The sequence below is a fragment of the Pseudomonas sp. BMS12 genome (assembly GCF_001592875.1).
Taxonomy (GTDB): Bacteria; Pseudomonadota; Gammaproteobacteria; order Pseudomonadales; family Pseudomonadaceae; genus Aquipseudomonas.
Genome location: NZ_LSOF01000007.1, coordinates 1 through 25054 on the forward strand (window position 1 = coordinate 1; position 25054 = coordinate 25054).

Annotated in this window: 22 protein-coding genes; 16 read left to right on the forward strand and 6 right to left on the reverse strand. The window is 64.5% G+C overall.

Features of this window, described 5'->3' with window-relative positions; all coding sequences use genetic code 11:
• Positions 1–215 precede the first annotated feature (215 nt).
• Entirely contained in the window at positions 216–1157 is a 942-nt protein-coding gene (locus AYB31_RS07450) for an alpha/beta hydrolase family protein (RefSeq protein WP_068827318.1), read from the forward strand.
• Between the two features lie 97 nt (positions 1158–1254).
• On the opposite strand, the gene AYB31_RS07455 is transcribed toward AYB31_RS07450, so the two are convergent.
• The 3 genes from AYB31_RS07455 to AYB31_RS07465 are packed head-to-tail and all read right to left on the reverse strand — an operon-like array spanning position 1255 to position 3720.
• On the reverse strand, positions 1255–2025 hold the full coding sequence (locus tag AYB31_RS07455) for a TerB family tellurite resistance protein (RefSeq protein WP_068827320.1): 771 nt from the start codon (positions 2023–2025) through the stop codon (positions 1255–1257).
• Between the two features lies 1 nt (position 2026).
• Entirely contained in the window at positions 2027–2698 is a 672-nt protein-coding gene (gene murU, locus AYB31_RS07460; RefSeq protein ID WP_068827322.1) for an N-acetylmuramate alpha-1-phosphate uridylyltransferase MurU, read from the reverse strand.
• The gene (locus AYB31_RS07465) at positions 2695–3720 is read right to left on the reverse strand and encodes an aminoglycoside phosphotransferase family protein (RefSeq protein ID WP_068827324.1); all 1026 of its coding nucleotides are present in this window, start codon (positions 3718–3720) and stop codon (positions 2695–2697) included. Before AYB31_RS07465 ends, murU begins: the two co-directional genes overlap by 4 nt.
• A 128-nt stretch (positions 3721–3848) precedes the next feature.
• On the opposite strand from AYB31_RS07465, the gene AYB31_RS07470 reads away from it, so the two are divergent.
• The 11 genes from AYB31_RS07470 to AYB31_RS07520 all read left to right on the forward strand — a co-directional run bounded on the left by AYB31_RS07470 (position 3849) and on the right by AYB31_RS07520 (position 17932).
• On the forward strand, positions 3849–6608 hold the full coding sequence (locus AYB31_RS07470) for an LPS-assembly protein LptD (protein WP_068827325.1): 2760 nt from the start codon (positions 3849–3851) through the stop codon (positions 6606–6608).
• On the forward strand, positions 6583–7881 hold the full coding sequence (locus tag AYB31_RS07475; RefSeq protein WP_068827326.1) for a peptidylprolyl isomerase: 1299 nt from the start codon (positions 6583–6585) through the stop codon (positions 7879–7881). Before AYB31_RS07470 ends, AYB31_RS07475 begins: the two co-directional genes overlap by 26 nt.
• Positions 7882–7969: 88 nt before the next feature.
• The gene (gene pdxA, locus AYB31_RS07480) at positions 7970–8962 is read left to right on the forward strand and encodes a 4-hydroxythreonine-4-phosphate dehydrogenase PdxA (RefSeq protein WP_068827327.1); all 993 of its coding nucleotides are present in this window, start codon (positions 7970–7972) and stop codon (positions 8960–8962) included.
• 140 nt (positions 8963–9102) lie between these two features.
• Positions 9103–9909, forward strand: a complete 807-nt coding sequence (gene rsmA, locus AYB31_RS07485; protein ID WP_068827328.1) for a 16S rRNA (adenine(1518)-N(6)/adenine(1519)-N(6))-dimethyltransferase RsmA — start codon at positions 9103–9105, stop codon at positions 9907–9909.
• A 31-nt stretch (positions 9910–9940) separates the two neighbouring features.
• A complete protein-coding gene (gene apaG, locus AYB31_RS07490; protein ID WP_068827329.1) occupies positions 9941–10321 on the forward strand; it encodes a Co2+/Mg2+ efflux protein ApaG in 381 nt (126 codons plus the stop codon).
• Positions 10321–11145, forward strand: coding sequence for a symmetrical bis(5'-nucleosyl)-tetraphosphatase (locus AYB31_RS07495; RefSeq protein WP_068827330.1), 825 nt, complete (start codon positions 10321–10323; stop codon positions 11143–11145). The genes apaG and AYB31_RS07495 overlap by 1 nt, the downstream gene beginning before the upstream one ends.
• Entirely contained in the window at positions 11142–11471 is a 330-nt protein-coding gene (gene glpE / locus AYB31_RS07500) for a thiosulfate sulfurtransferase GlpE (RefSeq protein WP_068827331.1), read from the forward strand. Before AYB31_RS07495 ends, glpE begins: the two co-directional genes overlap by 4 nt.
• Positions 11472–11749: 278 nt before the next feature.
• Complete coding sequence (locus AYB31_RS07505; protein WP_068827333.1) at positions 11750–13672, forward strand: PrkA family serine protein kinase; 1923 nt, start codon at positions 11750–11752, stop codon at positions 13670–13672.
• 97 nt (positions 13673–13769) lie between these two features.
• Entirely contained in the window at positions 13770–15041 is a 1272-nt protein-coding gene (locus AYB31_RS07510; protein ID WP_068827335.1) for a YeaH/YhbH family protein, read from the forward strand.
• Between the two features lie 10 nt (positions 15042–15051).
• The gene (locus AYB31_RS07515) at positions 15052–16617 is read left to right on the forward strand and encodes a SpoVR family protein (RefSeq protein ID WP_068827337.1); all 1566 of its coding nucleotides are present in this window, start codon (positions 15052–15054) and stop codon (positions 16615–16617) included.
• An 82-nt stretch (positions 16618–16699) separates the two neighbouring features.
• Positions 16700–17932: a multifunctional CCA addition/repair protein gene (locus tag AYB31_RS07520; protein WP_068827338.1), complete on the forward strand. Its 1233-nt coding sequence runs from the start codon at positions 16700–16702 to the stop codon at positions 17930–17932.
• 42 nt (positions 17933–17974) lie between these two features.
• On the opposite strand, the gene folK is transcribed toward AYB31_RS07520, so the two are convergent.
• Both folK and folB read right to left on the reverse strand, forming a co-directional pair.
• Positions 17975–18508 carry a 2-amino-4-hydroxy-6-hydroxymethyldihydropteridine diphosphokinase gene (gene folK / locus AYB31_RS07525; protein ID WP_068827340.1) on the reverse strand — a complete coding sequence of 178 codons (534 nt, stop codon included), beginning with the start codon at positions 18506–18508 and terminating at the stop codon, positions 17975–17977.
• The gene (folB, locus tag AYB31_RS07530) at positions 18505–18858 is read right to left on the reverse strand and encodes a dihydroneopterin aldolase (RefSeq protein WP_068827341.1); all 354 of its coding nucleotides are present in this window, start codon (positions 18856–18858) and stop codon (positions 18505–18507) included. Before folB ends, folK begins: the two co-directional genes overlap by 4 nt.
• 61 nt (positions 18859–18919) lie before the next feature.
• Between folB and plsY the strand changes: the two genes are divergently transcribed.
• The gene (gene plsY / locus AYB31_RS07535) at positions 18920–19489 is read left to right on the forward strand and encodes a glycerol-3-phosphate 1-O-acyltransferase PlsY (protein WP_068827665.1); all 570 of its coding nucleotides are present in this window, start codon (positions 18920–18922) and stop codon (positions 19487–19489) included.
• A gap of 19 nt (positions 19490–19508) precedes the next feature.
• Here plsY and tsaD read toward each other — a convergent pair whose 3' ends face one another.
• Complete coding sequence (tsaD, locus tag AYB31_RS07540) at positions 19509–20534, reverse strand: tRNA (adenosine(37)-N6)-threonylcarbamoyltransferase complex transferase subunit TsaD (protein ID WP_068827343.1); 1026 nt, start codon at positions 20532–20534, stop codon at positions 19509–19511.
• Between the two features lie 202 nt (positions 20535–20736).
• Between tsaD and rpsU the strand changes: the two genes are divergently transcribed.
• From rpsU to rpoD, 3 genes are all read left to right on the forward strand, one after another.
• A complete protein-coding gene (rpsU, locus tag AYB31_RS07545) occupies positions 20737–20952 on the forward strand; it encodes a 30S ribosomal protein S21 (RefSeq protein WP_021702507.1) in 216 nt (71 codons plus the stop codon).
• A 151-nt stretch (positions 20953–21103) separates the two neighbouring features.
• Positions 21104–23098 (forward strand): DNA primase, encoded by a 1995-nt coding sequence (dnaG, locus tag AYB31_RS07550; RefSeq protein WP_068827344.1) that lies wholly within the window; start codon positions 21104–21106, stop codon positions 23096–23098.
• A gap of 67 nt (positions 23099–23165) precedes the next feature.
• Positions 23166–25010, forward strand: a complete 1845-nt coding sequence (rpoD, locus tag AYB31_RS07555; RefSeq protein ID WP_068827346.1) for an RNA polymerase sigma factor RpoD — start codon at positions 23166–23168, stop codon at positions 25008–25010.
• Positions 25011–25054: the final 44 nt, after the last annotated feature.

The following is a 25054-nucleotide window of genomic DNA, read 5'->3' on the forward strand; positions in this document are numbered from 1 at the left end:
GGTGCTCGGCCAGCCAGGCCTGCTCGGCCGGCGCCAAGCGCAAGGGCGCCGCCTGGGCCGCCTGGGCCGCCTGGGCCGCCAGCGCACCGAACAACAACAGCCAACAGAAGACTCGAATCATGCGCACGACAGCGACCTCCGGCCTGCTACCTTACCTGACAAAGTTCGGCGCAGCGCTTAGGCTGCTAGAACCCCTTCAACGCCGAGCCCCTGAGATGCGCCGTTCAGTCTCCTCGACACTCCTCGCCCTGCTGCTGATCCTCGCCCTGCCAGCCCGGGCCGAGGAAGCCCCCGCCCCGAATACCAGCGCCGAAACGCCCGCAGCGCCCGCGCAAGACACGCTACGCCAACCCCTCGAAGAACGCAGCGCAGACAGCGCCGAAGCACTGGAGCGGCAGTTGCCGAAAGACGAGCAGCAAATGCTGCCGGCTGGCGACAACAGCTTCCTGGCCCTGTGGAAACCGGCCAACGCGCCAGAGGCCAAGGGTATGGTGATCCTGATTCCCGGTGCCGACGAAAGCGCCGACTGGCCAGAGGTCATTCAGCCCCTGCGCAGCAAGCTGCCCGACATCGGCTGGAGCAGCCTTAGCCTGAGCCTGCCGGATAGCCCGGAGGCGCCGTTGCCGGAGGCGGTACTGCCGCGCGCGGCAGAACCGGTCACCGTGGACACCGCCGACAGCCCTGTGCAGCCACCAGCAGAGACCGCCCCCGCCGAACCCGCTGCACCTGCCCCGGTCGATCCGGCCGAGCGCGTCTTCGCCCGCATCGCCGCCGGCATCGCCTTCGCCGAGCAGCAGGACGCCAAGAACATCGTGCTGCTCGGCCATGGCGATGGTGCCTACTGGGCCGCGCTGTACCTCAAGGAGCGCAAGCCCGAGCAGATCAAGCAGCTGGTAACGGTGGCGGCGCAGCTGCCGGCCGGACAGGCGCCGGCCCTGGAAGAGCTGATCCCCGGCCTCAAGCTGGCCACCGGCGATTTCTTCTACAAGGACCAGGCCGCCGACCGCAGCGCCGCCGTGCGCCGCCTGCAGGCCAGCAAACGCCTGGATCACGACAGCTACACGCAGATCGCCCTCAAGGCATTACCGGGCAACCGGCCGGCCGAGCAGGAGCAGCTGTTCCGTCGCGTGCGTGGCTGGCTGGAAAAGCAGCCTTAGCAGTTGAGGTGCAGGCTGTCTGAACTGGCTCTGCTCGCGAACAGCCTGCGTCGAAGCTGCGCGGGCCGATCACAGAGCCGCCTAACGGCGCACTAGCTCAGCGGAAGCCGTGCCGCTGGCGCACCAGTTCATAGGCGGCGTGCAGCTCGCGGGTCTTGTCGGTGGCCGCGCGCAGTTGCGCCGCATCGGCCCCGGCGCCGGCCAGCTTGTCCGGGTGATGACGACTGAGCAGGCGCCGGTAGGTCTGCTTGATCAGCGCAGGTTCGCTGTCGGCCTGCACGCCCAGCAGCCGCAAGGCAGCCTGGTAGTCGCCACCCTTGACCTCGGGCAGCGGCCGCCGCAGCTGGTACTCCTCGGCCAGGGCATCGAGCGCGGCGCGCTTCCAGCCCAACCAGAGGCCCCATTGCTCGATCAGCTGGCGTTCCTGCGCCGCAACCCGACCATCGGCCAGGGCCATGCGCCAGCAGGTGCGCAACAGCACTTCGGCCCGTTCCGGGCGGGCCTGTAGAGCACGCAGCGGAGCACGCAATTCCTTCTCCGCCTGCTTGCCGCGAGCGAAGGCCTGCATGGCCCGGCGGCGTGCCGACTCATCCAGGCCCAGGCGCTGCATCTCACCAGTGGCCATCTGAATATGACTGTCGAGCACGCGACCAGCGCTTTTGGCCAGACGCCCCAGCAGCATGAACAGCAGATCCTCGTCGTCCATCTGCGCCCGCCGCAGGCCGAGCAGCCCACGCAACTGTTCGAGCGACTGCAGGCGCAGGCGCCGGTCCAGCATCTGCCCGAGCAGACCACCGAGCAGCGCACCGGGAATGCTGGCCAGCATCAGCCCCGCGACGGCACCGAGCAGCGTTACCGGCCAGAACATGTCAGGCCTCTACCTGCAACAGGTGCTCGACCTCGGCCAGCCGCTCGTGAGTGCCGACATCGATCCAGCGCCCCGCGAAGCGCTCACCACTGACCTGGCCAGCGGCCATGGCCGCGCGCAACAGCGGCGCCAGCTTGAAGGCCCCGGCCTGGCAATCGGCGAACAGCTGTGGATGCAGCACAGCGATGCCGCTGTAGGTGAGCGCGGGCTCGCCGGCGACGGCATCCTCGACGCGCCCGTCGCACAGGCGGAAGTCGCCGCCCGGGTGATGCGCCGGGTTGTCCACCAGCACCAGGTGCGCCAGGCCTGTCAGCGGCCGGCGCAGGCTGGCGAAGTCGTAGTCGGTCCAGATATCGCCATTGACCACCAGAAACGGCTCGTCACCGAGCAGCGGCAGGGCCTTGAAGATACCGCCGCCGGTTTCCAGCGGCTCGCCCTCGGCCGAGTAGCTGATACGCAGGCCGAAGCGCGCACCATCGCCCAGGTAGTCCTCGATCTGCTGGCCAAGCCAGGCGTGGTTGACCACCAGTTCGCTGAAGCCGGCGGCGACCAGGGCGCGCAAGTGGAACTCGATTAGCGGGGTGCCGGCGGCGCGCACCAGCGGCTTCGGCGTGTGCAGGGTCAGCGGACGCAGGCGCTCGCCCTTGCCCGCGGCCAGGATCATCGCCTTCATGCCGGTTGCGCCTCGCGTTGCGGCAGGCTGGCCAGCAGCTCACCGAGCACGGCCAGCTCAGGCCGGCGCGCCAATACCGCCTCTATATAGGTGAAGAAGCGCGGCACATCGCCCAGGTACTTGGGTTTGCCATCGCGATGGCAGATGCGGGCGAAGATGCCGATCACCTTGAGATGGCGCTGCACCCCCATCAGGTCGCTGGCGCGATGGAACTCGGCAAACTCGGCCGGCACCGCAATGCCGGCCTCGCGCGCCAACTGCCAATAGCGCTGCAGCCAAGCGGCCACACGCTCTTCGGGCCAGCTGAGGAAGGCGTCCTTGAACAGGCTGGTGACGTCGTAGCTGAGCGGGCCATGCACGGCGTCCTGGAAGTCGAGGATGCCGGGGTTGGGTTCACTGAGCATGAGGTTGCGCGGCATGTAGTCGCGATGCACGAACACCCGCGGTTGAGCCAGGGCACTTTCCACCAACAGGTCGCATATCTGCTGCCACTGCCTCTGCTGCGTGGCATTCAGCTCGACGCCCAGGTGGCGCTGCAGATACCAGTCGGGAAACAGCTGCAGTTCGCGGCGCAGCAACGCATCGTCATAAGGTGGCAGCCTGCCTTCAACCGGCAGCAGCTGGTATTGCACCAGGGCCTGCAGCGCCTGCTCGAACAGGGCGTCGGCGTTGTCCGCATCGAGCACTTCCAGCCAGGTCTGACTGCCCAGATCGTCCAGCACCAGGAAGCCACGCTCGACATCGGCGGCAAGAATCCGCGGCACATGCACGCCGGCATCGGCCAGCATCGCCGCCACCTTGACGAAGGGGCGGCAGTCTTCCTGCGGGGGCGGCGCGTCCATCAGGATCAGGCTGCGTCCGGCCCCCTGCCAACGGAAATAACGGCGAAAACTGGCGTCGCTACTGGCCGGCGTCAGGCTGCCCTGCGGCACCTCGCCCCAGCCTTCTTGCTGGAACAGCACAGGCAAACACTCTTCCAGCCAGCCCTGCAGGAGCTGGAGACGCATATCTTGATCAGGCATTACGGGGGTCTCCGACGGCGCTAGCCGTTGTGCGGGTCATGCTTTATTATCCAGCATCTTTTTCAGCCCATCGAGAGGCGTGCGGTCCCTGCGGGGCCGGAGGCGCGCAGGAAGCCCGGACTAACAAGATGGCAGTAAAACTCCCCGTGTTCCGTAAAAAATTCCCGTTGTTGATGACTGGCAGCCTGCTGGCACTACAACCTCTTGCCACGCCTTTCGCCGTCGCTGCCGAGCAGTACGACTGCGCCGCATCCGCCTCTGGCGGCTGGGCCTGCACCCCGAAATCCGCTGCCTCCGCGCAGCTGCCTCGCCCACAACACAGTGCCACTGCGGCCAGTGCTGTGGCCGGCAGCGCCGCCGCACCGGCCGAAGGCGAGCGCCCCACGCTGGTGACCGAAAGCGAGGGCCGCGGCCTGCAAAGCCGTAGCGCCGACTACAGCCACTTGGACTGGGTACCGCGCGAGCAGCTGACCGCCGCGCAACTGGCGGAAACCGGCCCCTACTGTGCCGGTTCCTACGTCGAACCCTTGCGCCCCGGAATGAGCGACGACACGCCGATGGACGAAGCGCCGCTGTTCGTCTCGGCCAAGGCCTCGCGCTACGAGCAGGAGAAGGAAGCTGCCACCCTCGCCGGTGACGTGGTCCTGCGCCAGGCCAGCATGCAGGTCGAGGCCGACGAAGCCACCCTGCACCAGGCCGAGAACCGCGGCGAGCTGAAAGGCAATGTGCGCCTGCGCGACAACGGCATGCTGGTGGTCGGCGACCACGCCGAGATCCAGCTGGACAACGGCGAAGCCAAGGTCGACAACGCTGAGTACGTGATCCACAAGGGTCATGTGCGCGGCAGCGCGCTGTACGCCAAGCGCGAGGAAAGCGCGATCGTCCGCCTCAAGGACGGTACCTACACCCGCTGCGAACCGGGCAGCAACGCCTGGCACCTGAAGGGCAACAACATCAAGCTGAATCCGGCCACCGGCTTCGGCACCGCGACCAACGTGACCCTGCGGGTGAAGGATGTGCCGGTGTTCTACACCCCCTACATCTACTTCCCCATCGATGACCGTCGCCAGTCCGGTTTCCTCGCACCCAGCCTGAGTTCGTCGAGCGACAACGGCTTCACCCTGTCGACGCCGTACTACTTCAACCTGGCCCCCAACTACGACGCCACTCTCTATCCGACCTACATGGCCAAGCGCGGCATGCTGCTGGAAGGCGAGTTCCGCTACCTGACCAAGGGCAGCGAAGGACAAGTTGGCGGTGCCTGGCTGGATGATCAGAACGACGATCGCAAGCTGCAGTCCGACTACGAAGACCAGCGCTGGATGTACAACTGGCAGCACAAGGGCGGCCTAGATGAGCGCCTGCTGGCCGAGGTGGACTACACCGACATCAGTGACCCCTACTACTTCCAGGACCTGAGCAGCGACCTGGAAAACCTCGAAACACCGGACTACCTCAACCAGCGCGGCACGCTGACCTGGCGCGGTGACAACTACACCGCCCGTCTCAACGCCCACGCTTATGAGTCCACCAGCGTTATCGACGTGACCCCCTACGAGCGCCTGCCGCAACTGACCCTGGATGGCCAGCTGCCGTTCCAGCCAGGCGGCCTGGACCTGTTCTACGCCACCGAATACGTACGCTTCGATCGCGACCTGCGCAGCGGCGACTTCATCGACGAAGACGGCAACCCCGACCCTTGGTACGACAACAATGTCTTCGGCCTCGACCGTGCAAACGGTCAACGCATCCATGTCGAACCCGGTATCAGCCTGCCGATCGAGCGCACCTGGGGTTATCTCAAGCCCAGCCTGAAGTACGCCTATACCCAGTACGACCTGGATCTGGACTCGATCGGCAAGGCCCAGGTTGGCGGCGACTATGAGGACTCCCCGGACCGCAGCGTGCCGATCAGTAGCATCGACAGCGGCCTGTACTTCGACCGCACCTCCCAGTGGTTCGGCAACAATTATCGGCAAACGCTGGAGCCGCGCGCCTTCTATCTGTATGTGCCGGAGAAGGACCAGGACGATATCCCGGTGTTCGACACTGGCGAGCCGAGCTTCAACTACTCCTCACTGTGGCGCGACAACCGCTTTAGCGGCCGCGACCGTATCGGCGACGAGAACAAGCTGTCGCTGGGCGTGACCAGCCGCTGGATCGAAGACAACGGCTTCGAGCGTCAGCGTTTCAGCATCGGCCAGGCGTTCTACTTTGAGGATCGCAAGGTCACCATGCCGGATCGTACCGGCACCCTCAGGAATCGCGACGACTACCAGTCGGATGTCTCTCCCTATGCCCTGCAGTACCTCTATCGCTTCAACCGCGACTGGCGCTTGAGTTCCGACTTCAACTGGGACCCGGACAGCCACCAGACCCGCTCCGGCAGCCTGATGTTCCACTACCAGCCGGAAGACACGCCGAACAAGGTGGTCAACCTCGGCTACCGCTACCGCAACGACACGCTGCGCTATGACCAGGCCACCGGCGCCTGGGTCTACGGCAACGACTTCGGCACCGAAGGCCAACCGAACTTCGTCGAGGATTACTACAAGATCCAGCAGCACGACTTCTCGGTGATCTGGCCGATCGTGCCGCAATGGAGCGTGATCGCCCGCTGGCAGCATGACTATGCGCAAAGCCGTACCCTGGAAGCGTTCGGAGGCTTCGAGTACGACAGCTGCTGCTGGAAACTGCGTCTGATCAACCGCTACTGGGTCGACTACGACGAGACCAGTCTCAATCCTGACACCAACGAGGAAGGCGACCGCGGGATCTTCCTGCAGATCGTCCTCAAGGGCCTAGGCAACGTGCTGGGCGGCTCGACCGAGACTTTCCTCGACCAAGGCATTCAAGGTTACCGTGAACGTGAAGACCAAGCTTTCTGATTGCCTGCGCCCGCTGTTGCTGGGCGCAGTTTTCCTTACCACCGCCGCCCAGGCGCAACTGCAATCCCTTGACCGCGTCGTCGCCATCGTCGACAACGACGTGATCATGTACAGCCAGCTGGACCAGCGCCTCAATGAGGTCGAGCAGAGCATCGGCAAGCGCGGCGGTCAGCTGCCGCCGCAGGATGTGCTGCAGCAGCAGGTGCTGGAGCGCCTGATCGTCGAGAACCTGCAACTGCAGATCGGCGACCGCTCGGGCATCCGCATCACCGACGAAGAGCTGAACCAAGCCATGGCCAGCATTGCTCAGCGCAATAACCTGAGCCTGGAGCAGTTCCGCGCCGCCCTGGCGCGTGACGGCCTGTCCTACAACGACGCGCGCGAACAGATTCGTCGCGAGATGGTCATCAGTCGCGTGCGCCAACGCCGGGTCGCCGAGCGCATCCAGGTCACCGATCAGGAAGTGAACAACTTCCTGGCCTCCGACATGGGGCAGATGCAACTGTCGGAAGAGTACCGCCTGGCCAATATCCTGATCCCGGTTCCTGACGCCGCATCGCCGGACCAGGTACGGGCAGCGGCGCAGAAGACCGCCGAGGTCTACGACAAGCTGCGCGCAGGCGCCGACTTCGCGCAGATGGCCATCTCCAGCTCCGGCAGCGAGAACGCTCTGGAAGGCGGCGAAATCGGCTGGCGCAAGGGCGCGCAACTGCCACCGGCATTCGCCGACCTGATCCGCAGCCTGTCGGTCGGTGACATCACCGAACCGCTGCGTACCCCGGGCGGTTTCATGATCGTCAAGCTGCAGGAAAAGCGCGGCGGCGACACCCAGGTGCGTGACGAGGTGCATGTACGCCACATCCTGATCAAGCCCAACGAGATCCGCAGCGAAGAAGAAACCCGTCGACTGGTGGAGCGCCTGTACCAGCGCATCCTCGCCGGCGAAGACTTCGCCGAGCTGGCGAAGAGCTTCTCCGAGGATCCGGGCTCGGCCCTCCACGGCGGCGACCTCGACTGGATCGACCCGAACAGCCTGGTACCGGAGTTCCGCGAGGTGATGGCCAAGACCCCCAGCGGCCAGCTGTCCAAGCCGTTCAAGAGCCCGTATGGCTGGCACGTACTGGAAGTGCTGGGCCGCCGCGCCACCGACAGCAGCGATCAGTACCGCAAGCAGCAGGCCATGAACGCCCTGCGTAACCGCAAGTACGACGAAGAACTGCAGGCCTGGCTGCGCCAGATCCGCGACGAAGCCTACGTCGAGATCAAGCTGTAATAGCCTGAACCGTCGCGAAAGAGCCCGGCCCCGCCGGGCTTTTTCTTGGGCGTAAACTACGCCGAACCACATTCAATCGAGGCCCGCCATGACCGCTCCCCGCCTGTTCGCCCTGACCCCCGGAGAACCTGCCGGCATCGGCCCGGACCTGTGCCTGCTGCTGGCCCGTGAAGCCCAGCCCGCAGCTTTGGTGGCCATCGCCAGCAAGCACCTGCTAGCGGAACGCAGCCAGCAACTGGGGCTGAACACGACACTGCTGACCGTCGGTCCCGAGGCATGGCCGAGCACACCAGCCCCGGCCGGCAGCCTGTATGTGTGGGACACCCCGCTGGCCGCCGCGGTGGTACCCGGCGTTCTGGACAAGAACAACGCGGCCTATGTGCTGCAGACCCTGACCCGTGCCGGCCAGGGCTGTCTCGACGGCACCTTCGCCGGCATGATCACTGCGCCGGTGCACAAGGGCGTGATCAACGAGGCCGGCATCCCCTTCTCCGGCCATACCGAGTTTCTCGCCGAGCTGACCGCCACCGAGCAGGTAGTGATGATGCTGGCCACCCGCGGCCTGCGCGTGGCTCTGGTGACCACCCACCTGCCGCTCAAGGATGTCGCCGCCGCCATCACCGCCGAGCGCCTGGCCAGGGTCACGCGCATTCTGCACGCCGACCTGGTGGAGAAGTTCGGCATCGCTCGGCCGCGCATCCTGGTCTGCGGCCTCAATCCTCACGCTGGCGAAGGTGGCCACCTGGGCCGCGAGGAGATCGAGGTGATCGAGCCGACCCTGGAACGCCTGCGTGGCGAGGGCCTGAACCTGATCGGCCCGCTGCCGGCCGACACCCTGTTCACCCCCAAACATCTGGAGCACTGCGACGCGGTGCTGGCCATGTACCACGACCAGGGCCTGCCGGTGCTCAAGTACAAGGGCTTCGGCGCGGCGGTCAACGTCACCCTGGGCCTGCCGATCATCCGCACCTCGGTCGACCACGGCACCGCCCTGGACCTGGCCGGCAGCGGCAAGGTCGACTGCGGCAGCCTGCAGGTGGCCCTGGAGACCGCCTACAGCATGGCCGCCAGCCGCGCCTAATGCACCATCGCGCGGCAAAAGCTTGGCGAGCCGTGCGCGCGCCTACAGCCATGCGGCCTTTCACTGTTAAACTGCGGACCTTTGCCTTACCGCTCTCGGCTCTTGCTTGATGCTTGCAGCTTGAGGCTTGGAGCTATCCGATGTCCGAATACCAACACCGCGCGCGCAAACGCTTCGGCCAGAACTTCCTGCACGACGCCGGCGTGATCCACCGCATCCTGCGCGCCATCCATGCCAAGGATGGCGAGCGCCTGCTGGAGATCGGCCCGGGTCAGGGCGCACTGACCGAAGGCCTGCTGGGCAGCGGCGCGCAACTCGACGTGATCGAGCTGGACCTCGACCTGATCCCCATCCTGCAGGCCAAGTTCGGCAGCAACCCGCAGTTCAGTCTGAACCAGGGCGACGCACTCAAGTTCGACTTCAATCGCCTGGAGGCCACGCCGCACAGCCTGCGCGTGGTCGGCAACCTGCCGTACAACATCTCCACGCCGCTGATCTTCCACCTGCTGAACAACGCCGCGCTGATCCGCGACATGCACTTCATGCTGCAGAAGGAAGTGGTCGAGCGCCTGGCCGCCGAACCAGGCGGTGGTGACTGGGGGCGGCTGTCGATCATGGTGCAGTACCACTGCCGCGTGGAACACCTGTTCAACGTCGGCCCCGGCGCCTTCAACCCGCCACCCAAGGTCGACTCGGCCATCGTTCGCCTGGTGCCGCACGAAGTGCTGCCACATCCGGCCAAGGACCATCGCCTGCTCGAACGCGTGGTGCGCGAGGCCTTCAACATGCGCCGCAAGACCCTGCGCAACACCCTCAAGCAGTTGCTGCCGGCCGAAGCCATCGAGGCTGCTGGAGTCGACGGCGGCCTGCGCCCGGAACAGCTCGACCTGGCGGCCTTCGTACGCCTGGCCGACCAACTGGCCGAGCGCCAAGCGCAACCGGACTAAACTGCCTATCCAGCCTGTCGAGTTTCCCAAGATGGCCGCTTCGCCCTACCAGATCGACGTCAGCGTCGAGACCCGCTACCTGCCGGAACAATCCACGCCGGAGCAGAACCGCTACGCCTTCGCCTACACCGTGACCCTGCACAACAGCGGCGCGGTGGCGGCCAAACTGCTCAGCCGCCACTGGATCATCACCGACGGCGACGGCCGCGTGCAGGAAGTGCGTGGTGCCGGCGTGATCGGCCAGCAGCCGCACCTGGAGCCTGGCCAGAGCCACACCTACAGCAGCGGCACGGTGATGGCGACCAAGGTCGGCAACATGCACGGCAGCTACCAGATGGTGGCCGACGACGGCACCCGCTTCGACGCCCCCATCGCCCCGTTCCGCCTGGCCATGCCCGGAGCCCTGCACTGATGGCGACCTATGCGGTGGGCGACCTGCAGGGCTGCCTGCAGCCGCTCAAGTGCCTGCTCGAAAAGGTCGCCTTCGACCCGACCAAGGACCAGTTGTGGCTGGTCGGCGACCTGGTCAACCGCGGCCCGCAATCGCTGGAGACCCTGCGTTTCCTGTACGCCATGCGCGAATCGCTGGTCTGCGTGCTGGGCAACCATGACCTGCACCTGCTGGCCGTGGCGCACAACATCGAGCGCCTGAAGAAGAACGACACCCTGCGCGAGATACTCGATGCACCGGACCGCACCGATCTGATCGACTGGCTGCGCCAGCAGAAGCTGATGCACTACGACGAACAGCGCGACATTGCCCTGGTGCATGCCGGCATCGCCCCGCAATGGACGCTGAAGAAGGCCCTCAAGCGCGCCGCCGAAGTCGAGGAAGTGCTGCGCGACGACGCCCGCCTGCCGCTGTTTCTCGACGGCATGTACGGCAACGAGCCGGCCTGCTGGGACGGTGAGCTGCACGGCGTCACCCGCCTGCGGGTGATCACCAACTACTTCACCCGCATGCGCTTCTGCAGTGAGGACGGCACGCTCGACCTGAAGAGCAAGGAAGGTCTCGACACCGCCCCAGCCGGTTACAAGCCCTGGTTCAGCTGGCCGCAGCGCAAGACCCGCGGCCAGAAGATCATCTTCGGCCACTGGGCGGCACTGGAGGGCAACTGCGACGAACCCGGCCTGTCCGCCCTCGACAGTGGCTGCGTGTGGGGCGGCGCCATGACCCTGATGAATATCGATAGCGGCGAGAAGCACCGCTGCGACTGCAAGGAGATCGCCCGATGAGCGAATTCAAACGCATTCCCCCGGAACAGGCCCAGGCCCTGCGCGAGCAAGGCGCCGTGGTGGTCGACATCCGCGACCCGCAAAGCTTCGCCAACGGCCATATCAGCGGCTCGCAGCACCTGGACAACCACAGCCTGGCCGCCTTCATCGCCGCGGCCGACTTCGACCAGCCGCTGATCGTCACCTGCTACCACGGCAATTCCAGCCAGAACGCCGCAGCCTACCTGGCCCATCAGGGCTTCGCCGAGGTTTACAGCCTGGATGGCGGCTTCGACCTGTGGCGCGCCCAATATCCCGATCAGGTTTCTGCCGGCGCAGCCGAGTAAAAAAATTCCGCGCGGCGCAAAGCCGCGCCGCATGCCGCCTAGAGCGCAAATGCCGACGAACGGCAACGCTCTGTCACCAGCTTGCAGCCCTTGACCCGGACGAAAGCGAACTACTCTTAGGACGAGGCCGTCCAAAAGGAGAGCCGGCACACCGGTTCCGGGCCATCGGTAGCGTCTCTTGGTGTTCTGGGGGTTGTTCAACGGCAGCAGCGCCGCCCACCTGTGCACCCGCCCGAATGTGCCCGCGCCGACTCCATGCAAGCCAGCGAGGTGCAGTCATGAGCATATTCAGCCATTTTCAGCAGAGGTTCGAAGCCACTCGCCAGGAGGAATATTCCTTACAGGAGTACCTGGAACTGTGCAAAACGGACCCCAGCGCTTACGCCACTGCCGCGGAGCGCCTGTTGATGGCCATCGGCTCGCCGGAGTTGCTGGATACTTCGGTCGATTCGAGGCTGTCACGCATCTTTTCCAACAAGGTCATCCGCCGCTACCCGGCCTTCGCCGACTTCCACGGCATGGAAGAGTGCATCGACCAGATCGTCTCCTACTTCCGCCATGCAGCTCAGGGCCTGGAAGAGAAGAAGCAGATTCTCTACCTTCTCGGCCCGGTCGGCGGCGGCAAGTCGTCCCTGGCGGAAAAGCTCAAGCACCTGATGGAGAAGGTGCCCTTCTATGCTATCAAGGGCTCGCCGGTGTTCGAGTCGCCCCTGGGGCTGTTCAATGACACCGAGGACGGCGCCATCCTCGAAGAGGATTACGGCATCCCGCGGCGCTACCTGAACAGCATCATGTCGCCCTGGGCCACCAAACGCCTGCAGGAGTTCGGCGGCGACATCAGCCAGTTCCGCGTGGTCAAGCTGTACCCCTCGATTCTCAACCAGATCGCCGTGGCCAAGACCGAGCCGGGCGACGAGAACAACCAGGACATCTCCGCCCTGGTCGGCAAGGTGGATATCCGCAAGCTGGAAGAATTCCCGCAGAACGACGCCGATGCCTACAGCTATTCCGGCGCGCTGTGCCGGGCCAACCAGGGCCTGATGGAGTTCGTCGAGATGTTCAAGGCACCGATCAAGGTGCTGCACCCGCTGCTGACCGCCACCCAGGAGGGCAACTACAACAGCACCGAGGGGCTTGGGGCGATTCCCTACAACGGCATCCTGCTGGCCCACTCCAACGAGTCCGAGTGGCACAGCTTCCGCAACAACAAGAACAACGAGGCGTTCATCGACCGCATCTACATCGTCAAGGTGCCGTACTGCCTGCGCGTGTCGGACGAGATCAAGATCTACGACAAGCTGCTGGTCAACAGCTCCCTGGCCCATGCCCATTGCGCGCCGGACACGTTGAAGATGCTGGCCCAGTTCTCCGTACTCAGCCGCCTGAAGGAGCCGGAGAACTCCAACGTCTACTCGAAGATGCGCGTGTACGACGGTGAGAATCTCAAGGACACCGACCCCAAGGCCAAGTCGATCCAGGAATACCGCGATGCGGCCGGCGTCGACGAGGGCATGAACGGCCTGTCGACCCGCTTCGCCTTCAAGATCCTGTCCAAGGTCTTCAACTTCGACCCCCACGAAGTGGCGGCCAACCCGGTGCACCTGCTCTATGTGCTTGAGCAGCAGATCGAGCAGGAGCAGTTCCCCGCCGAAGTCCGAGAGCGCTACCTGCGTTTCATCAAGGAATACCTGGCGCCGCGCTACATCGAGTTCATCGGCAAGGAAATCCAGACCGCCTACCTGGAGTCCTACAGCGAATACGGGCAGAACATCTTCGACCGCTACGTGCTGTACGCCGACTTCTGGATTCAGGACCAGGAATACCGCGACCCGGAAACCGGCGAGATCCTCAACCGCGTGGCCCTCAACGAGGAGCTTGAAAAAATAGAGAAGCCAGCCGGCATCAGCAACCCGAAGGATTTCCGCAACGAGATCGTCAACTTCGTGCTGCGCGCCCGCGCCAACAACAACGGCAAGAACCCCACCTGGCTCAGCTACGAGAAACTGCGCGTGGTGATCGAGAAGAAGATGTTCTCCAACACCGAAGATCTGCTGCCGGTCATCAGCTTCAATGCCAAAGCCAGCAAGGAGGACCAACAGAAGCACAACGACTTCGTCACTCGCATGGTCGAGCGCGGTTACACCGACAAGCAGGTGCGCCTGCTCTCCGAGTGGTATCTGCGGGTTCGCAAATCGCAATAAAGCGGCCTGACGCGACGGGCTCCGAGCTGTGGCGCAGCGCCTCATGGGCGCATCGCCACAGCCTGCGCCCGATGCCTGCAGCGCACGGAGGGCAGTTATGAGTCATGTGATCGACCGACGCCTGAACGGCAAGAACAAGAGCACGGTAAACCGCCAGCGTTTCCTGCGGCGCTACCGTGGCCATATCAAGAAAGCCGTGGAGGAAGCGGTCAGCCGCCGCTCCATCACCGACATGGAACACGGCGAGCAGATCAGCATCCCCGGCCGCGACATCGACGAACCGGTGCTGCACCACGGCCGCGGCGGCCGGCAGACGACCGTCCACCCCGGCAACAAGGAATTCAACGCGGGAGACCATGTACAGCGGCCGCAGGGTGGCGGCGGCGGACGCGGCGCCGGCAAGGCGAGCAACTCCGGCGAGGGCATGGACGAATTCGTCTTCCAGATCACCCAGGAAGAGTTCCTCGACTTCATGTTCGAGGAGCTGGAGCTGCCCAACCTGGTCAAGCGCCACCTCAGCGGCACCGATACCTTCAAGACGGTGCGCGCCGGCATCAGCAACGAGGGCAACCCCTCGCGCATCAATATCGTCCGCACACTGCGCTCGGCTCACGCGCGGCGGATTGCCCTGTCCGGTTCCAGCCGCACCAGGCTGCGCGAAGCCAAGGCCGAACTGGAGCGACTGAGGCGCGAAGAGCCGGACAACTTCGGTGATATCCAGGAAATGGAGGCGGAAATCGAACGCCTCAGCGCACGCATCCACCGCGTGCCTTTCCTCGACACCTTCGACCTCAAGTACAACCTGCTGGTGAAACACCCCAACCCCAGTTCCAAGGCGGTGATGTTCTGCCTGATGGACGTCTCCGGCTCCATGACCCAGGCGACCAAGGACATCGCCAAGCGCTTCTTCATCCTCCTTTACCTGTTCCTCAAGCGGAACTACGAGCGCATCGAGGTGGTATTCATCCGCCACCATACGAGCGCGAAGGAGGTGGACGAGGAGGAGTTCTTCTACTCCCGCGAAACCGGCGGCACCATCGTCTCCAGCGCCCTCAAGCTGATGCAGGAGATCATGGTCGAGCGCTACCCGAGCAACGAGTGGAACATCTATGGCGCCCAGGCGTCGGACGGCGACAACTGGAACGACGATTCGCCGGTGTGCCGCGATATCCTGATCAACCAGATCATGCCGCTCGTGCAGTACTTCACCTACGTCGAGATCACCCCGCGCGAACACCAGGCGCTGTGGTTCGAGTACGAGCAGGTCAGCGAGAGCTTCGCCGAGAGTTTCGCCCAGCAGCAGCTGGTTTCCGCCGCGGACATCTACCCGGTATTCCGCGAGCTGTTCCAGCGCCGAATGGTCACCTGAGGGCCGCACCATGACCGCAGCCGAGAAACGCCGCCAGCCGATCTCCACCGGATCGGAATGGACCTTCGAGCTGATCCGCAGCTACGACCGCGAGATCGCCCGCATTGCCGAGCGCTACGCGCTGGACACCTACCCCAATCAGATCGAAGTGATCACCGCCGAGCAGATGATGGATGCCTACGCGTCGGTGGGCATGCCGCTGGGCTATCACCACTGGTCCTATGGCAAGCACTTCCTGGCTACCGAAAAGGGCTACAGCCGCGGGCAGATGGGCCTGGCCTACGAGATCGTGATCAACTCCGACCCCTGCATCGCCTACCTGATGGAGGAAAACACCATCTGCATGCAGGCCCTGGTGATCGCCCACGCCTGCTATGGCCACAACAGTTTCTTCAAGGGCAACTACCTGTTCCGCACCTGGACCGACGCCAGCTCGATCATCGACTACCTGGTGTTCGCCAAGCAGTACATCATGCAGTGCGAGGAACGCCACGGCATCGACGCGGTGGAAGACCTGCTCGACTCCTGTCACGCCCTGATGAACTACGGCGTGGATCGCTACAAGCGCCCCTATCCGATCTCCGCCGAAGAGGAGCAGCGCCGGCAGAAGGAGCGCGAGGAGCATCTGCAGCGGCAGATCAACGACCTCTGGCGCACCATCCCCAAGGGTTCCGGCAAGGGCAGCGGACAGGACAACAAGCGCTGGCCAGCCGAGCCACAGGAAAACATCCTGTATTTCCTGGAGAAACACGCGCCGCTGCTGGAGCCCTGGCAGCGCGAGATCATCCGCATCGTGCGCAAGATCGCCCAGTACTTCTACCCGCAACGCCAGACTCAGGTGATGAACGAGGGCTGGGCCACCTTCTGGCACTACACCCTGATGAACGACCTGTACGACGAGGGTCTGGTCACCGAAGGCTTCATGCTGGAGTTCCTGCAGTCGCACACCAGCGTGATCTACCAGCCGAGCTTCGACAGCCCCTACTACAGTGGCATCAACCCCTACACCCTGGGCTTCGCCATCTACAGCGACATTCGCCGCATCTGCGAGCACCCGACCGAGGAGGACAAACGCTGGTTCCCGGACATCGCCGGCAGCGACTGGCTGTCCACCCTCAAGTTCGCCATGGCCAACTTCAAGGACGAGAGTTTCATCCTGCAGTTTCTCTCACCCAAGGTGATCCGCGACCTCAAGCTGTTCAGCGTGCTCGACGACGACCTGCAGGACGACCTGGTCATCCCGGCCATCCATGATGAACCGGGCTACCGCATCATCCGCGAGACCCTGGCCGCCCAGTACAACCTGGGCAACCGCGAGCCCAACGTGCAGATCTACAGCGTCGACCGCCGTGGCGACCGCTCGCTGACCCTGCGCCACCAGCAGCACGACCGCAAACCGCTAGGCGACTCCACCCAGGAAGTGCTCAAGCACCTGCATCGCCTGTGGGGCTTCGACATCCACCTGGAAAGCATGCGCGGCGATCAACTGGTCGGCGTACAGCACATCCCGCCCAAGGGCGAGCCGGACAGCGAGAACGAATATCCGCGCCTGGACCTGGTGATCCCACCGATTTGAGCCCTCTGCTCTGGGGAGAGGTGCCGGGCAACGCCACTCGTTCTTTTCGCTTATCCTCCGCCCCAACGGAGGACTTTTATTCATGCAGATCTATAAAGTCGGCGGCGCCGTGCGCGACCGCCTGCTCGGCCGGCCGGTCAGCGATATCGACTGGGTGGTGGTGGGCTCCAGCGCCGAGGCCATGCAGGCCAAGGGCTTTCGCCCGGTGGGCACGGACTTCCCGGTATTCCTCCACCCGCAGAGTGGCGAGGAATACGCGCTGGCCCGCACCGAACGCAAGTCTGGCCAGGGCTACGGCGGCTTCACCTTTCACGCCAGCCCGGACGTCACCCTGGAAGAGGATCTGATCCGCCGCGATCTGACCGTCAACGCCATGGCCGAGGACGACCAGGGCCGGGTGATTGATCCCTACGGTGGGCAACGGGATCTCGCCGCCCGCCTGCTGCGGCATGTCTCGCCCGCCTTCGCCGAAGACCCGCTGCGCGTGCTGCGCGTGGCACGTTTCGCCGCCCGCTATGCGCCGCTGGGCTTTGTCGTTGCGCCGGAAACCCTGGCACTGATGCGCCAGCTGGCCGAATCCGGCGAGCTCAAGGCGCTGACCGCCGAGCGCAGCTGGAAGGAAATCTCCCGCGCCCTGATGGAGCCGCGCCCGGACGTGTTCATCCAGGTGCTGCGTGACTGCGGCGCCCTGAGCGAGCTGCTGCCGGAGCTCGACGCTCTGTTCGGCGTACCGCAGACCGCCAGCCATCACCCTGAAGTCGACACCGGTGTGCATTGCCTGATGGTGCTGCAGCAATGTGCCCTGCATGAGCAGCCGCTGAGCGTACGCTGGGCCTGCCTGCTGCACGATCTGGGCAAGGGCCGCACACCAGAAGCCGAATGGCCACAACATATCGCCCACGAGAAGCGCGGGCTCCAGCTGATCTCGGCGGTCAACCAGCGCTGCAAGGCGCCCAGGGAGTGCGCCGAGCTGGCCCTGCTGACCGGCGAATACCACACCCACGCGCACCGTGCCCTGGAGCTACGTGCCAACACCCTGCTGGAACTGCTGCAGAGTTTCGATGTGTACCGCCGCCCACAGCGCTTCGAGGAGTTCATCGCCGCCTGCGAGATGGACGCACGCGGCCGCCTGGGCCTGGAGGATCGCGACTATCCCCAGGCCGCCTACCTGCGCGGCGCCATGCAGGCCGCCCGCGCGGTGACGGTGCAGCCCTTGCTGGAGAAGGGCTTGCAAGGTGCGGAGCTGGGCGAGGCCCTCAAGCAAGAGCGCCTGAAAGCCCTCAAGGCCTACAAGGCAGGTACGCCGGCCTTGTAGGAGCCAGCGCCGCTCGGTTCGCGAGCAGCGGATCGGGTACAGTCAGCGCGGTGTCGGAAAGGCCTGCAGCAGATCAGTTGCGGTCAGCTCGACGCCACGCCACTGGAAAGGTACCGGCCACAGCTGCTGGTCGATGCTGGCCGAGCCCCACAGTTCGGCCATCGACTGACCGGCAAGCGGGTGTACTTCCTGCGGTGCCAGCAAGGCCAGTGGCCAGAGTACGAAGGCATTGCGCAGGATTTCCGTACGCGGCAGCACCAGACCATCGAAATTGCCCGCCAGATCGCCGTACAGCAGCACGTCGATATCCAGCGGCAGGCCCTTGCGCTCCGGCGCATAGCGACCGTTATCGGCCTCGATGCACTTGAGCCGCCGATCCAGCTCGGCCAGTGGCAGGTCAGTGCGTGCGCTGACGACCAGGTTGTAGAAATTGCCGCTCTTGATGCCCACCGGGCTACTTTCGAAGACGGCGGAGCAACGCAGATCATGAAGAAAGCTGGCCAGGGCATCGAGCCCTGCGCACAGGCGCTGCTCGCGCTCGGTATTGCTGCCCAGGCCAAGAAAGATCGGGGTCATGGTCGGCTGCGCTCGATTTCCACACCCACACCACGGGCCAGCGGATTGGCCCCCGGCTTGGTCGCGCGCAGGCGTAGCCAGGGCATGCCGAACTGGGTCAGCAGACTCTCGGCCAAGCGCTCGGCAAAGGTTTCCACCAGCTCGAACCTGGCAGCAGCGGCGAAGGTCTGCACATGCTGGTGCACGGCGGCGTAATCGAGCGCCAGGCTCAGGTCGTCACCCGCTGCAGCTGGGCGGATGTCCCAGGCGAAGGTCAGGTCCAGGCGCAGGCATTGGCGTATGCCGCGCTCCCAGTCGTAGGCCCCGATCAGGGTGTCGACCTCCAGTCCTTCGATGAAAACCTTGTCCAACCTGTTCACTCCACTGCTCACGCCGCTAGAATCGGGACTCCCTCGCCCCGGAATGGACAACATGTTCTGGCTGTTGGTCCCACTCGCCTACCTGCTTGGCTCGTTGTCCTTCGCCATTCTGCTCAGCCGGCTCGCTGGCGGACCGGACCCCCGCGCCAGCGGCTCGGGCAACCCTGGCGCCACCAACATGCTCAGGGTAGCCGGCAAGAAACTGGCCGTGCTGACTTTGCTCGGCGACCTGGGCAAGGGCCTGCTGCCCGTACTGATCGCCGACCTGCTCGGCCTCAACGTCCAGCAACAGGCCTGGGTCGGCCTGGCCGCCGTGATCGGCCATCTCTATCCCGTGTATTTCCGCTTTCGCGGCGGCAAGGGCGTGGCCACCGCCGCCGGCATGCTGCTTGGCCTGTATCCGCCAGCCGCCCTGCTGGCTCTCGCCGCCTGGGCGCTAGCCTTCTTCCTGACCCGCACCAGCTCGCTGGCCTCCCTGATCGCCACACCACTGACCCTGCCATTGCTGGCCTGGCAGCAGCCCGGAGCTCTGCTGCCCATGTGTGCGCTGACCGGTCTGATCGTCTGGCGTCATCGCGGCAATCTACGCGACCTGCTCAGCGGGCGCGAACGACATTTCTAATCCGCGACCTGAGCCGATCTCATAGCGCCGGCAACTGCTCCATTGGCCAACGCGCCTGCACCTGGATCTGCGGCCCGTCGTGCTGCCCGGCCAGCAGGCGCTGGCAGCCGGCGTAGGCGATCATCGCGCCGTTGTCCGTACAGAAGCGTGGGCGCGCATAGAACACCTGGCCCTTGAGTCCCGCCAGCATGCCCTCCAGCGAGCGGCGCAGGGCCTGGTTGGCGCTGACCCCACCGGCGATCACCAGGTTGTTGAGACCAGTCTGCTTGAGCGCGCGCTTGCACTTGATGGTCAGGGTATCGACCACCGCCGCCTGGAATGCCAGGGCGACATCGGCACGGGTCTGCTCGCTGGCATCGCCTGCGTCGCGGCACTGCTGCCAGGTATTGAGCGTGAAGGTCTTCAGTCCGCTGAAACTGAAATCCAGCCCAGGCCGATCGGTCATCGGCCGCGGGAAGGTGAAACGCCCCGGCGTGCCGCTCTCCGCCAGGCGCGCGATCTCCGGACCACCCGGATAGGGCAGCCCCATCAGCTTGGCGGTCTTGTCGAAGGCCTCGCCGGCGGCATCGTCCAGCGACTCACCGAGCAGCTGGTATTGGCCGATACCATCGACGCGCACCAGCTGGGTATGCCCACCGGAAACCAGCAAGGCGACAAAAGGAAAGGCCGGCGGCTGCTCTTCCAGCATGGGCGCCAGCAGATGGCCTTCCATATGGTGCACGCCTACCGCAGGAATGCCCCAGGCGAATGCCAGGGCCTGGGCACAGGAGGCCCCAACCAGCAATGCGCCAACCAGGCCTGGCCCGGCGGTGTAGGCAATGGCCTCGATCTGACTGCGCTCGACGCCCGCCTCGGCCAGCACCTCGCGAATCAGCGGCAACATGCGTTTGACGTGATCACGCGAGGCCAATTCCGGCACCACGCCGCCGAATACGCGATGTTGCTCGATCTGACTGAACAGGGCATCGGCCAGCAGGCCGCGCTCGCTGTCATAAAGGGCGACACCAGTTTCGTCGCAGGAGGTTTCCAGTCCCAGCACCAGCATGGCTTGTGGCCTATAGAAGGGGGTCGATTCGAAGGCGCGGATAATAATCGCCGCTCGGCGGCCGGGCCAGCGCTTTTCGATCAGAGGCTTTGCATTCCGCGGCACTAGGCGTTAATATCCGCAGCCCTTGAAAACCGACGTACTCCCGTGCCCTTGCCGGATCGCGTCGTCCATTCGGTAAAACAGTGAAGGTACGACCTGGATGCCAGCCGTCAAAGTTAAAGAGAACGAACCCTTCGACGTAGCTCTGCGTCGCTTCAAGCGCTCCTGCGAAAAGGCCGGTGTATTGGCCGAAGTGCGCAGCCGCGAGTTCTACGAAAAGCCCACCACCGAGCGCAAGCGCAAGGCAGCAGCTGCTGTTAAGCGTCACGCCAAGAAAGTGCAGCGCGAACAGCGCCGCCGCGAGCGCCTGTACTGAGTTATCAGTCACGCCGCTAGGCTTCCGCGATGCCCGGCTTCGGCCGGGCTTTGCATTTCAGGGCCGCATTCGACTCCGCTTCGCCACTCGGCGATGACCGGAGTTTTTTCGTTTATGCTCCCGCCTTCGCCAACCGCACGCTGACGACTCCATGGCCGGCCTGATCCCGCAATCCTTCATCGATGACCTGCTCAACCGCACCGACATTGTCGAGGTGGTGAGTTCGCGCATCCAGCTGAAGAAGGCCGGCAAGAACTACACCGCGTGCTGCCCGTTCCACAAGGAGAAGACACCCTCCTTCAGCGTCAGCCCGGACAAGCAGTTCTATTACTGCTTCGGCTGCGGCGCCGGCGGTAACGCCCTCGGCTTTGTCATGGACCATGACAGCCTGGACTTCCCCGTCGCCGTCGAGGAGCTGGCCAAGCGCGCCGGCATGGAAGTGCCACGCGAGGAAGGCGGCCGCAACCGCACACCGCGCCAGCCAACCGACTCGCCGCTCTACCCACTGCTCACCGCCGCTGCCGATTACTACCGCCAGGCGCTCAAGAACCACCCGACGCGCAAGACCGCCGTCGACTACCTCAAGGGCCGCGGCCTGTCCGGCGAGATCGCCCGCGACTTCAGCCTGGGCTTCGCCCCACCGGGCTGGGACAACCTGCACAAACATCTGGGCGGCGACAAACTGCAGCAGAAGGCAATGATCGATGCCGGCCTGCTGATCGAGAACGCCGAGAACGGACGCATCTACGACCGCTTCCGCGACCGCGTGATGTTCCCCATCCGCGACAGCCGCGGCCGCGTCATCGCCTTCGGCGGCCGGGTGCTGGGCGACGACAAACCGAAATACCTGAACTCCCCGGAAACCCCGGTATTCCATAAGGGCCAGGAGCTCTACGGCCTGTACGAGGCACGCAAGAGCAACCGCGACCTCGACGAGATCATGGTGGTCGAGGGCTACATGGACGTCATCGCCCTGGCCCAGCAAGGCCTGCGCAACGCCGTGGCCACCCTCGGCACGGCGACCAGCGAGGAACACCTCAAGCGCCTGTTCCGCCTGGTGCCCAGCGTGCTGTTCTGCTTCGACGGCGACGGAGCCGGACGCAAGGCCGCCTGGCGCGCCCTGGAAGCCACCCTGCCCAACCTGCAGGACGGCCGCCGCGCGCGCTTCCTGTTTCTGCCGGAAGGCGAAGACCCAGACACCCTGGTGCGCGCCGAAGGCACCGATGCCTTTCGCGCTCGCATCAACCAGCACGCCCAGCCGCTGGCCGACTACTTCTTCCAGCAACTCTCGGAAGAGGCCGACCCACGCTCGCTGGAAGGCAAGGCCCACCTGGTCACCCTGGCCGCCCCCCTGCTCGACAAGATCCCAGGCAACCATCTGCGCACCCTGATGCGCCAGCGCCTTAGCGAAATCACCGGCCTCAGTGCCGCCGCCCTGCAGCAGGTCGCCCAGAGCGCGCCGAGCGCGCCAGCAGCTGCACAGGAAGAGCCGGCGGCGGCATACGACTATTACGACGCCCAGCCCGACTATGGCGACATTGCCGACTACGCCAGCCACATCGAGCCTCCCGCCGAGGCCTACGAGCCGAAAAAAGCCTGGAACAAGGGCGACGGCAAGACTTGGAAGAAGGATGGCGAGTGGAAAAAGGGCGGCGACTGGAAGAAAGGCCAGCGCGACAGTGCCCCACCGCGCAAACCGGTACACGTCGAGTCACCGACCCTGACCGCCCTGCGCACCCTGCTGCACCACCCACAGCTGGCGCAAGGCGTGGAAGATGTCAGCCACTTCGCCGACGAAGACGACACTTACGCCCAGCTGCTGGTCGCCCTGGTCGGCACCCTGCAGAAAAGTCCGAAGCTGCGCTCACTGCAACTGATTGCCCGCTGGCACGGCACCGAGCAAGGCCGCCTGCTGCGCGCCCTGGCCGAGAAGGAATGGCTGATAGACGGTGAAAATCTTGAAAAGCAGTTCTTCGACACCATAACTACACTTGCCAGCAACCAGCAGCAAAAACGCCGCGAACAACTCTTGCGCAGCGTCATGCACAAGAGCCCCAACGAACTCAGCGATGAGGAAAAAGCTCTACTGAGGGAACACTTCAGCCAGAGCTCCTCGACCGACGACAAGAGCCAAACTGGCGCCTGAGCCCCAGAATCAGGTATAATCCTCGGCTTATTTTTAGCCCGCCAAGACCTTCAGTGGATAGGGTGTTATGTCCGGAAAAGCGCAACAGCAGTCTCGTTTGAAAGAGTTGATCAGCCGTGGTCGTGAGCAGGGCTACCTGACTTATGCCGAGGTCAACGACCACCTGCCGGAGGATATTTCCGATCCGGAACAGGTGGAAGACATCATCCGCATGATCAACGACATGGGGATCAACGTATTCGAGAGCGCCCCGGATGCGGATGCCCTGTTGCTGGCCGAAGCCGACACCGATGAAGCCGCTGCCGAAGAAGCCGCCGCTGCCCTGGCGGCGGTAGAGACCGATATCGGCCGTACCACCGACCCGGTGCGCATGTACATGCGTGAAATGGGTACCGTGGAGCTGCTGACCCGCGAAGGCGAGATCGAAATCGCCAAGCGCATCGAAGAAGGCATCCGCGAAGTCATGGGCGCCATCGCCCACTTCCCCGGCACCGTCGACAGCATCCTCGCCGAGTACCAGCGCGTCACCACCGAAGGTGGTCGCCTGTCTGACGTATTCAACGGCTACATCGACCCCGATGACGGCAACCTGCCGGCCGAGGAAGTCGAGCCCGAGCTCAAGGAAGCTGCCGCCGAAGCCAAGGACGACGAGGAAGAAGAAGACGATAGCGACAGCGACTCGGACGACGAAGGCGATGGCGGTCCGGACCCGGAAGAAGCCGCCCGCCGCTTCGGCGCAGTTGCCGAGCAGCTGGAAAAGACCCTCAAGGCCCTGAAGAAGCATGGCCGTGGCAGCAAGCAGGCGTCCCAGGAGCAGCTGGTCCTGGCCGAGCTGTTCATGCCGATCAAGCTGATCCCCAAGCAGTTCGAAGCCCTGGTCGACCGCGTACGCGGCTCGCTGGAGCAGGTTCGCGCCCAGGAACGCGCCATCATGCAGCTGTGCGTGCGTGATGCCCGCATGCCGCGTGCCGACTTCCTGCGCCTGTTCCCGGGCAACGAAGTGGCACTGGACTGGTCCGCCGGCCTGGCCAAAGGCAAGGCCAAGTACGCCGAAGCCATCGGCAATGTGCAGGCTGACATCCAGCGCTGCCAGGAAAAGATGGCTGCCATCGAGGCCGATGCCGGCCTGGTGATCGCCGAGATCAAGGACATCAACCGCCGCATGTCCATCGGTGAAGCCAAGGCTCGCCGGGCGAAGAAAGAGATGGTCGAGGCCAACCTGCGCCTGGTGATCTCCATCGCCAAGAAGTACACCAACCGCGGCCTGCAGTTCCTCGACCTGATCCAGGAAGGCAACATCGGCCTGATGAAGGCGGTGGACAAGTTCGAATACCGCCGCGGCTACAAGTTCTCGACCTACGCCACCTGGTGGATTCGCCAAGCGATCACCCGCTCGATCGCCGACCAGGCGCGCACCATCCGTATTCCGGTGCACATGATCGAGACGATCAACAAGCTCAACCGCATCTCCCGTCAGATGCTGCAGGAGATGGGCCGCGAGCCGACTCCGGAAGAGCTTGGCGAGCGCATGGAAATGCCCGAGGACAAGATCCGCAAGGTCCTGAAGATCGCCAAAGAGCCGATCTCCATGGAGACGCCGATCGGTGACGACGAAGACTCGCACCTGGGCGACTTCATCGAGGACTCAACCATGCAGTCGCCGATCGAGGTGGCCACCGTGGAAAGCCTCAAGGAAGCGACCCGCGAAGTGCTGGCCGGGCTCACCGCCCGCGAGGCCAAGGTGCTGCGCATGCGCTTCGGCATCGACATGAACACCGACCACACCCTCGAGGAAGTCGGCAAGCAGTTCGATGTCACCCGCGAGCGTATCCGCCAGATCGAGGCCAAGGCTCTGCGCAAGCTGCGCCACCCGACGCGCAGCGAGCATCTACGCTCCTTCCTCGACGAGTGACCCCGAAAACCCCGACAGATTGTCGGGGTTTTTGTTTTCCCGCG

Coding starts and splice junctions, on each gene's coding strand:
- rsmA (WP_068827328.1), top strand. CDS start 9,103: ATGTCCGAATACCAACACCGCGCGCGCAAACGCTTCGGCCAGAACTTC.
- AYB31_RS07510 (WP_068827335.1), top strand. CDS start 13,770: ATGAGTCATGTGATCGACCGACGCCTGAACGGCAAGAACAAGAGCACG.
- plsY (WP_068827665.1), top strand. CDS start 18,920: ATGTTCTGGCTGTTGGTCCCACTCGCCTACCTGCTTGGCTCGTTGTCC.
- murU (WP_068827322.1), bottom strand. CDS start 2,698: ATGAAGGCGATGATCCTGGCCGCGGGCAAGGGCGAGCGCCTGCGTCCG.
- AYB31_RS07515 (WP_068827337.1), top strand. CDS start 15,052: ATGACCGCAGCCGAGAAACGCCGCCAGCCGATCTCCACCGGATCGGAA.
- rpsU (WP_021702507.1), top strand. CDS start 20,737: ATGCCAGCCGTCAAAGTTAAAGAGAACGAACCCTTCGACGTAGCTCTG.
- glpE (WP_068827331.1), top strand. CDS start 11,142: ATGAGCGAATTCAAACGCATTCCCCCGGAACAGGCCCAGGCCCTGCGC.
- rpoD (WP_068827346.1), top strand. CDS start 23,166: ATGTCCGGAAAAGCGCAACAGCAGTCTCGTTTGAAAGAGTTGATCAGC.
- AYB31_RS07455 (WP_068827320.1), bottom strand. CDS start 2,025: ATGTTCTGGCCGGTAACGCTGCTCGGTGCCGTCGCGGGGCTGATGCTG.
- dnaG (WP_068827344.1), top strand. CDS start 21,104: ATGGCCGGCCTGATCCCGCAATCCTTCATCGATGACCTGCTCAACCGC.
- pdxA (WP_068827327.1), top strand. CDS start 7,970: ATGACCGCTCCCCGCCTGTTCGCCCTGACCCCCGGAGAACCTGCCGGC.
- AYB31_RS07470 (WP_068827325.1), top strand. CDS start 3,849: ATGGCAGTAAAACTCCCCGTGTTCCGTAAAAAATTCCCGTTGTTGATG.
- tsaD (WP_068827343.1), bottom strand. CDS start 20,534: ATGCTGGTGCTGGGACTGGAAACCTCCTGCGACGAAACTGGTGTCGCC.
- AYB31_RS07520 (WP_068827338.1), top strand. CDS start 16,700: ATGCAGATCTATAAAGTCGGCGGCGCCGTGCGCGACCGCCTGCTCGGC.
- AYB31_RS07450 (WP_068827318.1), top strand. CDS start 216: ATGCGCCGTTCAGTCTCCTCGACACTCCTCGCCCTGCTGCTGATCCTC.
- folK (WP_068827340.1), bottom strand. CDS start 18,508: ATGACCCCGATCTTTCTTGGCCTGGGCAGCAATACCGAGCGCGAGCAG.
- apaG (WP_068827329.1), top strand. CDS start 9,941: ATGGCCGCTTCGCCCTACCAGATCGACGTCAGCGTCGAGACCCGCTAC.
- AYB31_RS07505 (WP_068827333.1), top strand. CDS start 11,750: ATGAGCATATTCAGCCATTTTCAGCAGAGGTTCGAAGCCACTCGCCAG.
- AYB31_RS07465 (WP_068827324.1), bottom strand. CDS start 3,720: ATGCCTGATCAAGATATGCGTCTCCAGCTCCTGCAGGGCTGGCTGGAA.
- AYB31_RS07495 (WP_068827330.1), top strand. CDS start 10,321: ATGGCGACCTATGCGGTGGGCGACCTGCAGGGCTGCCTGCAGCCGCTC.